Annotated in this window: 12 protein-coding genes and 2 pseudogenes; 8 read left to right on the forward strand and 6 right to left on the reverse strand. The window is 62.7% G+C overall.

Annotation, left to right across the window (positions count from 1 at the left end; genetic code table 11):
- The first annotated feature begins 6 nt into the window (after nt 1-6).
- The 4 genes from DIE12_RS07640 to DIE12_RS07660 all read left to right on the forward strand — a co-directional run bounded on the left by DIE12_RS07640 (nt 7) and on the right by DIE12_RS07660 (nt 5,069).
- Nucleotides 7-2,568, forward strand: a complete 2,562-nt coding sequence (locus tag DIE12_RS07640) for a T6SS effector BTH_I2691 family protein (protein ID WP_124488666.1) — start codon at nt 7-9, stop codon at nt 2,566-2,568.
- Nucleotides 2,569-2,834: 266 nt separating this feature from the next.
- Nucleotides 2,835-3,548 carry a DUF6708 domain-containing protein gene (locus tag DIE12_RS07645; protein WP_260426201.1) on the forward strand — a complete coding sequence of 238 codons (714 nt, stop codon included), beginning with the start codon at nt 2,835-2,837 and terminating at the stop codon, nt 3,546-3,548.
- A gap of 271 nt (nt 3,549-3,819) precedes the next feature.
- A complete protein-coding gene (locus DIE12_RS07655; RefSeq protein WP_124522682.1) occupies nt 3,820-4,788 on the forward strand; it encodes a DUF6708 domain-containing protein in 969 nt (322 codons plus the stop codon).
- Entirely contained in the window at nt 4,785-5,069 is a 285-nt protein-coding gene (locus DIE12_RS07660; protein ID WP_124488663.1) for a PAAR domain-containing protein, read from the forward strand. Before DIE12_RS07655 ends, DIE12_RS07660 begins: the two co-directional genes overlap by 4 nt.
- Before the next feature lie 50 nt (nt 5,070-5,119).
- On the opposite strand, the gene DIE12_RS07665 is transcribed toward DIE12_RS07660, so the two are convergent.
- Nucleotides 5,120-5,626, reverse strand: a complete 507-nt coding sequence (locus tag DIE12_RS07665) for a hypothetical protein (protein ID WP_124488662.1) — start codon at nt 5,624-5,626, stop codon at nt 5,120-5,122.
- Between the two features lie 28 nt (nt 5,627-5,654).
- On the opposite strand from DIE12_RS07665, the gene DIE12_RS38550 reads away from it, so the two are divergent.
- Nucleotides 5,655-5,789: a hypothetical protein gene (locus DIE12_RS38550; protein WP_259645653.1), complete on the forward strand. Its 135-nt coding sequence runs from the start codon at nt 5,655-5,657 to the stop codon at nt 5,787-5,789.
- 15 nt (nt 5,790-5,804) lie between these two features.
- On the opposite strand, the gene DIE12_RS07670 is transcribed toward DIE12_RS38550, so the two are convergent.
- The 5 genes and pseudogenes from DIE12_RS07670 to DIE12_RS07690 form a co-directional block, all read right to left on the reverse strand.
- On the reverse strand, nt 5,805-6,170 hold the full coding sequence (locus DIE12_RS07670) for an HAD domain-containing protein (protein WP_124488661.1): 366 nt from the start codon (nt 6,168-6,170) through the stop codon (nt 5,805-5,807).
- Nucleotides 6,171-6,903: 733 nt separating this feature from the next.
- Nucleotides 6,904-7,185, reverse strand: a pseudogene (locus tag DIE12_RS07675) (ABC transporter substrate-binding protein); the annotation flags it as partial.
- Between the two features lie 8 nt (nt 7,186-7,193).
- A pseudogene (locus tag DIE12_RS39030) lies at nt 7,194-7,984 on the reverse strand (transcriptional initiation protein Tat).
- A gap of 201 nt (nt 7,985-8,185) precedes the next feature.
- Nucleotides 8,186-9,481: an MFS transporter gene (locus tag DIE12_RS07685; RefSeq protein ID WP_124488660.1), complete on the reverse strand. Its 1,296-nt coding sequence runs from the start codon at nt 9,479-9,481 to the stop codon at nt 8,186-8,188.
- A 134-nt stretch (nt 9,482-9,615) separates the two neighbouring features.
- Nucleotides 9,616-11,079, reverse strand: coding sequence for a mannitol dehydrogenase family protein (locus tag DIE12_RS07690; RefSeq protein WP_124488659.1), 1,464 nt, complete (start codon nt 11,077-11,079; stop codon nt 9,616-9,618).
- 157 nt (nt 11,080-11,236) lie between these two features.
- Between DIE12_RS07690 and DIE12_RS07695 the strand changes: the two genes are divergently transcribed.
- Genes DIE12_RS07695 through DIE12_RS07705 form a run of 3 tightly spaced genes read left to right on the forward strand, consistent with a single transcriptional unit; the run spans nt 11,237 to nt 14,259 of the window.
- A complete protein-coding gene (locus DIE12_RS07695; protein WP_124488658.1) occupies nt 11,237-11,968 on the forward strand; it encodes a GntR family transcriptional regulator in 732 nt (243 codons plus the stop codon).
- A gap of 21 nt (nt 11,969-11,989) precedes the next feature.
- Nucleotides 11,990-13,198 carry a D-mannonate dehydratase ManD gene (gene manD / locus DIE12_RS07700; RefSeq protein ID WP_124488657.1) on the forward strand — a complete coding sequence of 403 codons (1,209 nt, stop codon included), beginning with the start codon at nt 11,990-11,992 and terminating at the stop codon, nt 13,196-13,198.
- Between the two features lie 29 nt (nt 13,199-13,227).
- On the forward strand, nt 13,228-14,259 hold the full coding sequence (locus tag DIE12_RS07705; protein WP_124488656.1) for a Zn-dependent oxidoreductase: 1,032 nt from the start codon (nt 13,228-13,230) through the stop codon (nt 14,257-14,259).
- The last annotated feature ends 5 nt before the right edge of the window (nt 14,260-14,264 follow it).

Genomic DNA, 14,264 nt, shown 5'->3' on the forward strand with positions numbered 1-14,264 from the left:
TACAGAATGGCACTCGACACGAACTTTGCGAGTATTTCCCAGCTCACGCAGTCCGCGATGCAGACAAGCTCGCGCGCGCCCAATTCATGCAATATGTGCAAGAAGAAGGGATTGCCGATTCTGCCCGTCCGCTACGGGGCCGTGGCCAACTCGAAGGCCCACAGCTCTGCTGGCGCGATGTCGCTCATGGGCGGCAAGTTTGGCGACGGCGTTGTCAGCATTGCGCTCAAGAAGGCAAAGTACACGCTGCGCACTTTGCGCTATGGCTACGTGTATATCTTCTATCCGAAAACACAGCGGTGGCAGATATATGCCGTTACGGCGGAAGGATACTTGTACGACTATCCGGTCGGCATCAAGCTCGACCGTAGTTTCGAGAAGCCGTTCAGCTGTCATCAACCCGGGCATGCGCAACTGGCCCAATGCATCACCATTGAAGACGCTGAACATGCCGGAGCCGTGTATCTGGCGTTCAGCGATGAGCTTTGGACGCAGAAGGTCCGCGACACCTATGCGAAGAATTTCATGGGCTGTCGTGACAAGCGGATGCAGAAGTTCGATGCGACCGCCTGGTATAACGGCAGCATGAACCAGCCGCACGCGGATAGCCTGGACCATCTCGAGGGGCTGCTGAGCGAATACCAGGGCGGCCGTCCCGATGCGCTCGTTACCGGTTGCTTTCCGTACCATGACCGTGCCGGGCAGCAGCCGGCCCTGAAAAAGGCGATGGATACCATCCTGCCGGACAAGGGGCTGTTCTTCGCATTGTGGGACCCGGTCGGTATCACGCAGGAGCTCAACTTCGAGCAGCGCGTCGCTTTCGGCGCTGCGCTTGCACCGTATGAACACGGCATCTGGGCCGCCAGCGCAATCGGTGCGCTGCAAAAAGCGGTCGCGGTATCGGCGAAAGAGGACGTTGAACGTGGCGCCAGTATGTTAGAAGCCAATGCCTATGAGGGTATGAGCCTCGGAGCGCTGTTCGATGGTGGCAAGGCGCTTGAGAAGCAACTCAAAAGCATTGAGGCGAAGAAGACGGCGGAGCTTGCAACGGCCGGACCGGAGGCATGGAAGCCCTATACGACCCACTATCGGCAGCAGGCCATCGTCGACTTTCGGCAAAAGATGGCAAACGACATGAGGCAGGAGCAAACTAGTACGCTTGTGCCGCTATCGCAAGACCATCAGGTATGGCTTTCCAGTCCCGCGCTTCTCAATGTGTTCGAATTCGACTACGAGTCGGGAAGCTGGCGTTGCGGGCTGAACTATACCAACACATTTACTCGGTGCATCGAAGGCTCGGCGGACCGCAAAGAAACCATTGACGTGCTCGTCAAGTGGGCCCAAGGAAGCGTATCCGATACCCGCAACCCGCTGCTGCGCGCGTTCGTCTTAAATAGCCCGGTGCTGGCCGAGAAGGTCAAGGAAGCGTCCAGTTACCCGTACATGGAACTGAGGGAGTTTGTGGCGAAGCTCATCGAGTCCTACAGCAAGATAGAGCAGGTGGAGGATTCGAAGGACAAGGGCATTAAGGTTGCCGTCGCGAAATCCCTGGCGCGACTGTTGCACGAGACCGGTGGGCCAGTCGTTCAAGCGGTCAGTACGGGCGTGGAGACTGCGGCGGCGAAGACGTTGTATGTCACGTTGTGCATGCGGACGAAACAGCTGTTCGAGTTTAAGGCCGTATACGGGTCGGTAAACCAGTGGGTGAATTACGTCGCCCGCCAGATGCAGGAAATGATGCCGGGTCGGCAGAAAATTAGCGTGCAGGACCTGAAGAAACAGCTTCAGGACAAGGCCACCGTAGGAGGAAGTGCCGAGCCGGAAATTAAGGCGAAGCAATTCGTGCTAGTCGAAAGCCCTGCGACGGAGGCCGCCGCCCTGGCAAACGTTAAGGCCAAACCCGGCTTCGAGAAGTTGGCCGGTGCGACGCTGACGTCTGAAGTGGTCGAGACGATTTACATGCCGAAGTTCCGGCTTATGACGAAGGGAGAACCCGGGTTTGCGGGTATTGGTGCGATATTCGGTGCAATCAATCTTCGTTTCGCTCGTGAGGAGTTGAAGAAAGCGAATCGGTTCAATCAGACGGAAGCTGGCATCAAGTTCGACAATGCAGTCGGTGGGCTCGTAGCGGGCGTCGCACAATATGGTTCATCCGCGCTTGAGCAGATGGAGAAGGTGGGCGTCAAGCTTTCCGAGAGCTTGGCCAAGGTTGGGCGGTTCCTAGCCATCGTGGGCAGGTTCGGTGGGGCTATAGTCGGGTTAGTATCGGCGGCTATCGATGCATACCATGCCTACGACGAACTGGAGCACGGAAATATTCTTATGTTTGCGCTCTACACCACGTCGGCACTTATCGGAGGAGCCTTGGTCGTTGCCGCGTTTTTGGGAAGTGTTCTGACGTTGCCGTTGCTCCTTCTCGCTGCTCTTATCGGTGTATTGATTAATTATTTCAAAAGTCGCGAAGTGGACGATTGGCTAGAGCAATGCTATTTCGGTATCAAGGCGACTAGTGAAAGATTTGAGCGCCTTGAAGAAGATCGGAAGGCGTTTACAGCAATTTTTTCTTGAATGGAACCAGTATGGCTTTCGACGGACACTCCCGGTACAAACTAAATCGACCGGTAACGGATACGGAGTCATCAGCACGACTGTATGTCAACGAACGGTGCACTGATAGTGCAAAGAGTGTTGGGACGGCCTTCAAAGCAACCGATTCCTACCTTGAGGTGTGTGATGGCCTTTATCGTGAAAAAGGCTGGGGGTTACTGGCATTCTCTACCGCTGGTCTCCTCTTCTTGTGCCTAGTCGCGATGTTTATGTGGATAGCGACACACATGCCAATCGCTGTCCGGGAAAAAGGGCAGGAGGGTATTGTTTACTTCCTGCTGACCATTTTCACATTGGCTGGCATTGGAGGGCTCGCAATAACAGTGCGAGCGCTTCTCGTCGATTGCTTTAATTACACTCGCAAGCCGATACGGTTTAACCGCCTGGACCGCACGATATACGCCTTCCGTCACAATGGGCCAGGCGGCGTCTTCTCAGTTCCGTGGGATAGCGCATTTTTGTATATTGAACGCAAGCCAAAAGCTGGGCTCGCGGCAACCGCGCCTCGTGTGGTCCGTTGCCTTGTGCTTAACGACAAGGGGGTGGTTGTCGGGACGTTCTCCGTCGGAAAATACGTAGAGCTGGCATTTGACGAGAACAGCCCGGCTGGACAGCAGGCGATGGAAGAACTCTATCAAGACTTTGAATACTATCGGCGTTTCATGGAAGAGGGGCCATCTGCCGTACCTCCGGTAGCCGAGTTTCTCAGTACGGAAGTCTCGTTTCGAAATTCGCTAAAGTTGCAGTTCGACGGCGCATCGGACCTGTTGAAGTCGGGGAGTCTGGTTATGTCTCTGATGACGGTTATTGCAGCGGTACCGACACTCGCCCTGGCTGTTGCCTACTACATCGCGCAACTGACCTGTCGCGAACCGGTGTGGCCCGAGGAAGTCGAGCGGGCGTGCAACGCTGTGACGCCATCCAACGGGCTTACAGCATGAGCCGACGGTTCATTCGTCAGAGCGATAAGACCGACCGGAGTGGGGCTGTGATTGACGGTATCGCAGGGACCTCGTTTCAAGGTCAACCTTTCTCATATCTGGGCGCCACACGTTCAGTGTCCGGCCTGCGGCACAACTACTTCAAAGGAAAGAAAGTGGATGAGTAGCTCGAACGATGTTTTATAAGTTGAAAGAGGCGAAAGACCGGTTTCCGACTCTGGCCGAAGACCAAAAGGCATTTGCGGCAATGCTTTCGTGATGGAGAAAAGAGATGGCATTTGATGGACTCTCGTGGTACCGCCTGAATCGGCCGGTCAGCGAGGAAGAACAGGGTGCTCGTCTCGCAATCGGACAGCCTGCATCTGACACGCCCAAGGACGACCGTTCCGTATTCTCGATGAGCGATACCTGTCTTGAGGTCCGCGATGGAACCTACTTGGAGAAGGGCTGGGGGGTTTTTGCCTTTATGCTGCCAGGGCTCGGTTCGTTGGCATTCACGGCGGCCCTACTTTGGATGCTGACTCATGTACCTCCAATCTACGAGCAGCGAGGACAACAGGGCTTCATGTACGGTGCGCTGGGCTTTTTCCTGTTTGTCGGGCTTTGCTTCTCGGGGATTGGCATTTGGGCATTGACGCGCGACTGTTTCAACTACATCAGCAAACCCGTCCGTTTTGACCGGCGCAACCGGATGATTTATGCGTTCAGGCACAATGGCCCTGGCGGGGTTGTGTCAGTACCTTGGGATAGTGCTTTCCTGTACGTTGAACGCAAACCCAGACAGGGCCTCGCGCGTACCACGCCGCGTATGGTTCGCTGCCTTGTTCTTGACGACAAGGGACTGGTTAGGGACACTTTTTCGATAGGAACACGAGTCGTCATGGCATTCGATGAGAGCAGTGTGGGAGGCCGGGAGGTCATGAAAATCCTTTACCAAGACTTCGAGTTTTATCGGCGGTTTATGGAGGAAGGTCCCGCTTCCGTGCCGCCCGTGACAGAGTTTCTGCCGAGGGGAGCCTCCCTGCGCAATTCGCTTAGGTTGAATTTTGAAGGCTGGTCTGCCCTGACTAACTCGCGCAATCCGATGGTGTGGCTGGTAATGGGTATTGGCGCACTTCCAGCATTCATTTTCTCCCTGATGCAGTGGTTCGCCCAACTGACTTGCCGCGAACCGGTGTGGCCCGCAAATATCGAACGTGCGTGCAATGCCGAGGCTTCGTCCACGGGGCTTCCGGTATGAGCCGACGGTTCATTCGTCAGGGCGATAAGACTGACCGCAACGGTGTCGTGGTTGACGGTATCGCTGGGACCTCGTTGCAAGGCCAACCTTTCGCTTATCTGGGCGCCCCTGTTCAGTGCCCCGCCTGTGGTACGACGGGCGTCATCATAAGCGGCGGCTCACCGCGCACGATGACGATGATGGGTAAGCAGGTCGCATTGGAGAACGATTTGTGCCAATGCAAATGTGAGCCACTGCCGAAGCTGGTGGCGTCACAGACTCTTGGCTCAATAAAGGCATGACGGGGCGTCGCTGCCTGTTGCAGGACAACGGGCGTGGTCGTTGAAACGTCTCAACGACGGGCCCGTTGCCGCTCGCGATGAGCTTTACGGTCATTTCCTATCAGCGTGCGAACGACTGAGGGGTTGGCTTGAGAAAGATGTTCGATTTCCGCGCGATAGCCATATAGCTGGTGGAGCGCCAAGGCGATGGTACATGAACGCGAGCAACCTCCTTCGCAGTGGACGACCACCGACACGACTTCGTCAGGCAGGGCCTCGACGAACGCGCGAATCGTCTGAGCCTGCTCTGCGGTGAACGCCTCCCCCAGCTTTTCCCGCGCCTTCTCCGAGAGACTCGGACTCAGGAAATCGACGTCCGCGAAGCTCAGGCGAAGCAGATGGGCGAAGCCATCGAGGCTGGCGGGCGGGCGCTCCGGTGCGGTGACCGAGATGATGGCAACCGACGGTAGCCGCGGCAGTTTCTCGGCGTCGCGGCGCGACAGCGCAAACACCTGGCGTGCACCGTCCGCCGGTGGCTTGTACAGCTTGCCCACCACCTCCTGCAGTCGCTGGACCATCGGCTGGATGCTAGGAACTCAAGGGTGGATGCACTTCGACCAGCCACTCCCGGATGCGCTGCTGGACTTGCGCGTCGCCAATTCCGCGCTGGGCGTCGAGCAAGACCAGGTGCGGACTCAGGTCGAGGAAATCGGTGCTCAGGTGATATGCACCGTAGACTGAGTCGTCAATCGCCAGTCAATTTTTCAGGCGTTTCGCGAACACGTAAAACCTGATGATATAGGTCCGTGCCGACCCGTCCATCAGATACCCAAAGCGCGCTTTGATGCCGCAAGTTGTGCCCACGACCCGTCTGGCAAGCGCAGCCGGCAGGTACGAGACGACCTGGTCGAGCGGTAGTGTGTCGAGCCAAGACGTTGTCAGGACAATCTGTACGTCCGGGTACGGCTCGAGCATTTCCGCCAGCAAAGGAGCAAATTCGAACAGCGGATGTCCCGAATCCAGTAACACATCGCCGTTCTGGTCGAGAGCGGCGTGTCCCCGGTGGAGCGTGCCGTCATAGTCGACGAAGAGGGTAGGTGTCGGCTGGTCGAGCACGAGCACGGTGTACCTACTATCACTCACCATAATTGTCGTTCCCGCTATGGCTAGGAAGATTCGAGTCTGGTTCGAGGGATTTGTCGCCGGCTGTGGCGGTCGACAGCAACATGCGGGTACGGTCGACGGTCCAGCACTTGGACGGCGCAGATGTACAACATACCGCACATGCTGGTTTAGCAAGCGAGTTTACGCGCGAATGCGCGCCCAGATATCCGTGCGGCGAGCGCCGGCTGGATGTTATTGAGCTATGTAGCTGGTGTGAGGTTTTGGACATTACAGCCAGCCAGTTCGTCGCTGAACTTGAGCAGAAGTTTTGACCGATTGAGTGCGCTCCTCGAGAACGAGCAGCATCATCTGTAACAATGGCCGTTGTCATGATGACGGTGCACTGCAAGGTCCCCGTATGCACAACTCTGCTGCCCACACCACAAGGGTGTGGACAGCCGCCCTGCGGGCGGTACCACAGTTGCACACACTCGAACGTCTGACGCGCCGGCTTTGGCAACTCGCCCCTATCTGTAAAAAGAGGAATGGAAAACCCGAGAGGGTTGCTGTCGGTCGATTCGGATCTGTTGCCTAACGCTCGTAGGCTGGGCCGGGACCGCCGTTACTCGTCTGTCACAAAGACATACGCTCGCGGCCGACGTCCATACGCTTCCGATTCCGGGGTGAACGTCCATACCTGCTTATGTGCGGGTGAGCTACAGACTTCAATCTATGGTCTTTAACCTGTCTGTATAACGAAGAAGTAGTTGCCGCCGACGTACAGCACGAGCTTCGGCGCGGTGAGGTCGCCGTGGAAATCGGCGAGCACGTCGACCTGCGGCACCGTGAATTCGAGGCCGCGGTTCGTCGCGTCGTTGTTGCGGCCGTCCTGCCACGGCGGAAAGACGCTGTTTGAAGCATCGGCCGGGGCAGCGAGCGACAGCGCCGACGTGCAGCAGAGCGCGGCCAGCGTGGCGGACAGCGCCGTGAGCCACCGGCGTCGCCACGGAGAACGCGTGCGGATCGATGTCATCGGGCGCCTCACTTCGCGTAAGTGAAACCGGCGTGCTGCAGCTCGGGCAGCGTACCGACCACGCCCGGCGTGACGATCGCCGACGGAATCACGTGGTTGGTCAGGTCGGCGGCGAGCGCGTCGAGCGGGAGCTTGTCCGGATTTGCATTCGCGCGGTCGAGCCGTTCCGCGAGCTCCCAGATCGCGTTGTGGCATGCCAGGAACACGACGCCGCGCTGCTGCAGCGCGGCGATGCTGTTGTCGTGCGACGAGAACGCGCCATCAGGTAGTTCGTGATCCTGCGCGTCTTTCGACTGCGCGGGTTCCGCGGCGAGCAGCGTGTTGGTCGCGAACGCGGCGCCGGCGAATGTCGCGAGGCCGTATTTGTCCCACGCGGCCGGGTCGAACAGCGCGAGATGCGCGGCGCCGTGCGTGGCCGACACGACGAGGAAGTCCGGATGACCGAATCCCCAGACCTGCGCGTTCAGCGCATTGCGCATCAGGTTCAGCCACGGGCCGCGAGCTCGGTGTTGTCCCACACCTGCTTCGGGCCGCCGCGATAGCCGATCACTTCCATGAGCGCCGCGTGATCCCATTGATCGGGGCGCTCGACGATCATCGGCACCGTCTTGAAGTCGCGTCGTCTCGGCGTGGCCGCGAGGCGGCGGGTGAGGTCGGCGAGGCGCGTCGCGCCGCCGGCCAGCAGCGCGCCGGATTCGGGCGTCGCAGCCTGAGCGGTGCGCGCGGCGCCGAGCAGCGCCGTGGCGGCCGCGAGGCCGAGTGTCTTGAGCGCGCCGCGGCGCGCATCCCGGTCGGACATCGAACTCTCCCATATCGTTTTCGTGGGGGCGTGCCGCTGCGCAGCGTCGCCATCGCGTAGCCAGTCTAGAGGCGCGCGATCGACAGCGGAAATCGCGATATCGGATGGGAGATATTCGAGGGTGCGATGATTGGATGAAACGACAAGGCCGCGCGGTGCTGACTCATGCGGCGCCGCGCGGCCTTCGTCAGCCTTGAAAGGTCAGTGTGCGGTGCGTTCGCGCAGCACTTCCGACGGCCGTGCGTTGCGCACGAACACGCCGGCCAGCACCGCGCCCGCGAGTGCGATCGCGCCGGCCAGCACGAACGCGGACGCGAACGAGCCGCTGCGCTCGACGATGAAGCCGGTCACCGCCGGCCCGATCACGCCCGACAGGCTGCCCATGCAATGCAGGAAGCCGCTGACGCCGCCGACGCGCGCCGGGTGCACGACGTCCTGCACGATCGCCCAATAGATCGCACCCGTCACGTACAGGAAGAACAGCGACACGGACATCAGCGCGACCGCGCCTTGCGTCGACTGCACGGCGCCCGCGACGGCCACGCACGCGCCGGCGCCGAGCAGGCAGGTGACGAGCACGATCCGGCGCGACAGCAGCAGGTTGCCGGTGAGCCGGTACAGCGCATCCGAGATCGCGCCGCCGCACGCGAGGCCGACCGTGCCGACGAGCCAGGGCACGACGGTGGCGACGCTCATCTCCTTGATGTTCAGATGGTGCGCACGCACGAGGTAGCTCGGGAACCAGCTCAAGAAGAAGAACAGCACGTAGTTGTAGCTGAAGAACGCGGCGGCCGTCGCGAGGATGCGCGGCTGGCGCACGTAGTGCGACAGCGTGTGTGCGGGCGTTGCGGGGCCGGCGGCGGCACCTGCGTGGGGGGGCGCAGCGGCGGGTGTCGCTGCGGGCGCACCCGCTGCGCCGCCGACCGGCGTGGCCGGACGGTCCGAGGTCGACATCATCCACACGACGACCCACACGAGCCCGATCGCACATACGATCCAGAACGCCGGTCGCCAGCCGAACTGCGCGGCCAGCAGGCCGACGATCGGCCCGGCGATCGCGCCGCCGAGCGGCGAGCCGGCGCTGAGCAGGCCCATCGCGGTCGCGGCGGCGTCGCGCGGCAGCCAGTTGTTGACCATCTTGTTCGCGGCCGAGCACAGCGGCCCTTCGGCCATGCCGAACAGCAGCCGCACGATCAGCAGGCTCACGAAGCCGACGGTGAGCGCGGTCATTCCGCAGAACACTGACCACAGCCCGACCGACAGCACGTATACGAGCTTCGGCCCGAGCCGGTCGGACGCGAGCCCGCCGATGAAATTGAACAGCGCGTAGCCGATGAAGAACGTGCTGAAGACGAGGCCCATCTGCGCGGCGTCGATGCCGAGATCGGTCTGCACGATCGGCGCGACGATCGACAGCGCGACGCGGTCGAGATAGTTGATGCCATACACGAGGAACAGCAGGAATACCGTGAACCACGCCTGCGACTTCTGCTTCATGTCCGTCTCCTTCGTGCCGGTGGGCCGGCTGTCATGGTTGTCTTGTCGATCGTTTGCCGCGTCGGCATGTGCGTCGGCGGGCAGGGCACTGCGCGGTTCGATCAGGAGTCCAGCGAACCGGGGTAAGCGGTCGTTCAGCGCGCGTACAACGGTGCGAGCAGCCCATCGGTGCCGCTCGCGCGAAGCGTCGCGAGATGGGCACCGATGCGCGTGATCACTGCATCGGGCCATGCCGCCGAACCGGCGAGCGCGAGGCTGCCGAGGGCAGCCCGAACCGCGCGGGTGGCATCGCCGGCTGCCGACAGCGCCGCGCCGAGTGCGGCCGCGCCCGGATCGCTGACCGCGAGCGCGCGGCCCGATTCGTCGCGCGCGTTGGCGAGGTAGTGCAGCCAGAGCGCGAGCGCGCGTTCCAGATAGGGCCGCTCGACGCCGGCCCGCGCGCTTTCGGCGAGCGCGGGAAGCCAGCGCAGCGGCACCTTCTGCGTGCCGTCCATCGCGATCTGTTCGGTGCGATGCGCGAGAGTCGGATTGCGGAAGCGCTGCACGAGCGTCGCGCAATAGCCGTGCGCGTCATAGCCGGACGGCACGTCGACGGTCGCGAGCAGGTCGCGCGTCATCACGCCGTCGACGAGCGCCGCGATCGCCGGATCGGCCATCGCGTCGGACACCGTCGCGCGGCCGCGCAACTGTCCCGCATACGCGATCGCCGAATGCGAGCCGTTCAGCAGCCGCAGCTTCATCGTTTCGTAGGGCCGCACGTCGCCGACGAGGTGCGCGCCGGCGTCTTCCCAGCGCGGGCGCGGGCCGGCGAAGCGATCCTCGATCACCCATTGCGAGAACGGCTCGCAGACGATCGCAGCCGCATCGCGCGCGCCGAGATGGGCGTGCGCCCAGTCGAGAGATTCGGGCGTCGCGGCCGGCACGATCCGGTCGACCATGCTGTTCGGGAACGCGACGTCGTCGCGGATGCGCCGCGCGAGCGCGCCGTCGATGCGTTCCGCGTAGTCGATCAGCAGCGCGCGCAGCGTGTCGCCGTTCGATGTCATGTTGTCGCAGCAGACGACGGTCAGCGGCGCATGGGCCGGCCGCAGGCGCAGGCCGGCCGCGATCACGCCGAGCGCGGTGCGCGGCGTGCCGGGCGTCGCGAGATCTTGCCGGATCGCAGGATCGTCGGTATCGAGACCGCCGCCGGGGCGGCGGCAATAGCCTTTCTCGGTGACGGTCAGGCTGACGATCGACACGGCCGGATCGGCGATCAGCGCCAGTAGCGCGGGCAGCGATTCGGGCGCGAACAGCGCGTCGTGCACCGCACCGACGATGCGCGCGCGCGCGCCTTGGCCATCGCGTTCGATCACCGTATACAGGTGATCCTGCGCGGCGAGCAGGTCGACGGTATGCCGCCGCCGCAGTTCGACGCCGACGATGCCCCAGCGCAGGTCGCCCTGTTCGAGCACCGTCTCCGTATGCAGCGCCTGGTGCGCGCGATGGAACGCGCCGAGGCCGAGATGGACGATACCCGTGCGAACCGCCTGCCGGTCATAACCGGGACGGCCCGTGCCGGGCGGCGCAGTGCGCAGAAAATCGGGGGCAGATAGCATGACGGTCGGTAACGGTTTGTACCATGGTAGATGATGGAATGCGTGCAGGTTATTTCGAGTTTTAGCGCGAAGTTATCGGTGTAAACGCTAGATCGCCTGAAATCGACTGCTTATGTACCATGGTAGGCATCGATATCAAGTCGGATCCATCGCAACCATGAGCGAAACGGCAGCACTGGAAGAAGCGGACGTCGTGGTCACGGCGTTGCAGGGGTTCTCGCTGGACGAGAGCCGGTCGTATACGGAGCAGGTGCATGCGCTGCTGCGCCACGCGATCGTGCGCGGTGCGCTGCCGCCGCGCACCGCGCTGTCGGAGGCGGTGATCTCCACGACGATCAAGGTCAGCCGCACGCCGGTGCGCGAAGCGTTCGCGCAGCTCGCCGACGAGCGGCTCGTGCAGATCATCCGGAAGGTCGGCACGCTGGTCGCGCCGATTCCGGTGTCGATCCTCGAGGAAGGGCGCTTCGCGCGCAGCACGCTCGAATGCGCGAACCATGTCGAGCTCGCGCAGAAGATCACGCCGGCGCAGCTCGCGGAGCTGTCGCGGATCATCGACGCGCAGCGCGAGGCGGTGGCCGCGGGCGACGTCGAAGCGTTCTTCGATCTCGACGAGGCAATGCACGGCCGGATGTTCGCGTTCGCGGGTCGGCCGCACGTGTGGGAAATGCTGCAGCCGATGAAGCGCCAGTTCGACCGTGTGCGCTGGCTGCTGCTCGACCGCGTCGAGGATCACGCGCGCCGCGCGCTGCAGGAACACGAACAGATCCTTGCGCACATCGCGTCGCGCAACATGGCGCTGCTCGGCGCATCGGTCGCGTCGCACGTCGACCGGATCGGCTCGCATCTGCCGGAAGTGCGCAGCCGCGCGCCCCATTACTTTGTCGACTGAAACGCCCGCTGGAGGAGCGCAGTGAAAATCGAACGCTTGCAGACCATCGTCACGTGTCCGGGCCGGAATTTCGTGACGGTGAAGATCGTGACCGACGAAGGCGTCTACGGCCTGGGCGACGCGACGCTCAACGGGCGTGAGCTCGCGGTGCGCGCGTACCTGGAAGACCACGTGTTTCCGTGCCTCGTCGGACGCGACCCGCGCAACATCGAGGACATCTGGCAATACCTATATCGCGGCGCGTACTGGCGGCGCGGGCCCGTGACGATGGCGGCGATCGCCGCGATCGACATGGCGCTGTGGGACATCCTGGGCAAGCTCGCGGGCATGCCCGTCTATCAGTTGCTCGGCGGCAAGAGCCGCGACGGCCTGATGGTATACGGCCACGCGAACGGGCGCGATCACGAGGAAGCGGTCGACGCGGTGCGCGCGCACATCGACGCCGGCTACCGCGCGATCCGCGTGCAGTCCGGTGTGCCGGGGCTCGACAAGGTGTACGGCGTCGGCAAGACGGCCGGCGCGTACGAGCCCGCCGAGAAGGGGCTGCCGCCCGAGGAGCCGTGGGACACCGCGCTCTACCTGCGCCACACGCCGGAACTGTTCCGCAAGGTGCGCGACGCGGTCGGCGATGCGCCGCACCTGCTCCACGACGCACATCACCGGCTCACGCCGATCGAAGCCGCGCGGCTCGGCCGCGATCTCGAGCCGTATCGCCTGCTCTGGCTCGAGGACGCGACACCCGCGGAGAACCAGGACGCGTTCCGCCTGATTCGCCAGCACACGACGACGCCGCTCGCGGTCGGCGAGGTATTCAACTCGATCTGGGATTGCAAGGACCTGATCCGCGACCAGCTGATCGACTACATCCGCGCGACCATCGTGCACGCTGGCGGCATCACGCACGTACGGCGCATCGCCGACTACGCGGCGATGTACCAGGTGCGCACCGGTTTCCACGGCGCGACCGACCTGTCGCCCGTCTGCATGGCGGCGGCCGTGAACTTCGGGCTGTGGGCGCCGAACTTCGGCATCCAGGAACTGATGCCGCACAGCGCGCTGACCGACGAAGTGTTTCCGCACAGCTACCGCTTCGAGGACGGCTATCTCGTGATGGACGACGTGCCGGGCCTCGGCGTCGACATCGACGAGACACTGGCCGCGAAATACCCGTACGAGCGCGCGTACCTGCCGGTCGCCCGGTTGCGCGACGGATCGATGTGGAACTGGTAAGCGCCGAAGACCGGAAGGAGAGAACCGAAATGTTGAGCGTCGTTGTCGATCGTCCGAACAGCATGGGCGTGCGCGAAGTGCCGCTGCCCGTACCCGCAGCCGGCGAAGTGCGCGTGAAGGTGCGCTATGCGGGCATCTGCGGGTCGGACCTGCACATCTTTCACGGCAAGAATCCGTTCGTGTCGTATCCGCGCATCATCGGCCACGAGTTCGTCGGCACGATCGAGTCGGTCGGCGCGGGCGTCGACGCCGCGCGGCTCGGCGAGACCGTCGCGGTCGATCCGGTGATCAGCTGCGGGCATTGCCACGCGTGCACGATCGGCCGGCGCAACGTCTGCCGGCACCTGACCGTGCTCGGCGTGCATCGCGACGGCGGCTTCAGCCAGTACACGTGTGTGCCGGCCGGCAATGCGTACCGGATTCCGGACGCGATCGCCGAACCCTGCGCGGCGATCGTTGAACCGTTCGCGGTGGCCGCGAACGCGACGTCGCGCACCGGCGTGCTGCCGGGCGACGTCGCGTTGATCTATGGCGCCGGCACGGTCGGGCTGACGATCCTGCAGGTGCTCAAGCGCGTGTACGGCATTCGCGCATTCATTACCGACCGGCTCGATGCACGGCTTCAGCTCGCGCGCAAGTGCGGCGCGGCCGAGGACGAAATCATCGACACGAGCGTCGAGTCGTTGCCCGACGCGCTGGAAAAGCGCGGCGTCGACGGCGGCCCGACGCTGATCTTCGATGCGGTCTGCCATCCGTCGATTCTCGAGGAGGCCGTGCGGATCGCCGCGCCGGCCGGCCGGATCGGCGTGCTCGGGTTTTCGTCGGAACCGTCGGCGATCGTGCAGGCGGAGCTGACGAAGAAGGAGTTGACGCTCGCGGCATCGCGGCTGAACTGCGCGATGTTCCCGCAGGTGATCGACTGGATTGCTCGCGGGCTGATCCAGCCGGAGCACATCGTTACGCACAAGGTGGGCTTTCGCGACATCGCGCAGGCGTTCGAGATGGCCGAGCGCAATCCCGAGAAAAGCTGCAAGATCCTGCTCGATTTCGCGGGCGGGTGAGATCG

Origin of the sequence: Burkholderia sp. Bp9015, from assembly GCF_003853505.1 — a bacterium.
Lineage (GTDB): Bacteria > Pseudomonadota > Gammaproteobacteria > Burkholderiales > Burkholderiaceae > Burkholderia.

Bases quoted from the DNA above. Each gene is read 5' to 3' on its own strand.
- DIE12_RS07645 (WP_260426201.1), top strand. From the start codon at position 2,835: ATGCCAATCGCTGTCCGGGAAAAAGGGCAGGAGGGTATTGTTTACTTC.
- DIE12_RS07685 (WP_124488660.1), bottom strand. From the start codon at position 9,481: ATGAAGCAGAAGTCGCAGGCGTGGTTCACGGTATTCCTGCTGTTCCTC.
- DIE12_RS07655 (WP_124522682.1), top strand. From the start codon at position 3,820: ATGGCATTTGATGGACTCTCGTGGTACCGCCTGAATCGGCCGGTCAGC.
- DIE12_RS07665 (WP_124488662.1), bottom strand. From the start codon at position 5,626: ATGGTCCAGCGACTGCAGGAGGTGGTGGGCAAGCTGTACAAGCCACCG.
- DIE12_RS07705 (WP_124488656.1), top strand. From the start codon at position 13,228: ATGTTGAGCGTCGTTGTCGATCGTCCGAACAGCATGGGCGTGCGCGAA.
- DIE12_RS07695 (WP_124488658.1), top strand. From the start codon at position 11,237: ATGAGCGAAACGGCAGCACTGGAAGAAGCGGACGTCGTGGTCACGGCG.
- DIE12_RS07640 (WP_124488666.1), top strand. From the start codon at position 7: ATGGCACTCGACACGAACTTTGCGAGTATTTCCCAGCTCACGCAGTCC.
- DIE12_RS38550 (WP_259645653.1), top strand. From the start codon at position 5,655: ATGCACTTCGACCAGCCACTCCCGGATGCGCTGCTGGACTTGCGCGTC.
- DIE12_RS07660 (WP_124488663.1), top strand. From the start codon at position 4,785: ATGAGCCGACGGTTCATTCGTCAGGGCGATAAGACTGACCGCAACGGT.
- DIE12_RS07690 (WP_124488659.1), bottom strand. From the start codon at position 11,079: ATGCTATCTGCCCCCGATTTTCTGCGCACTGCGCCGCCCGGCACGGGC.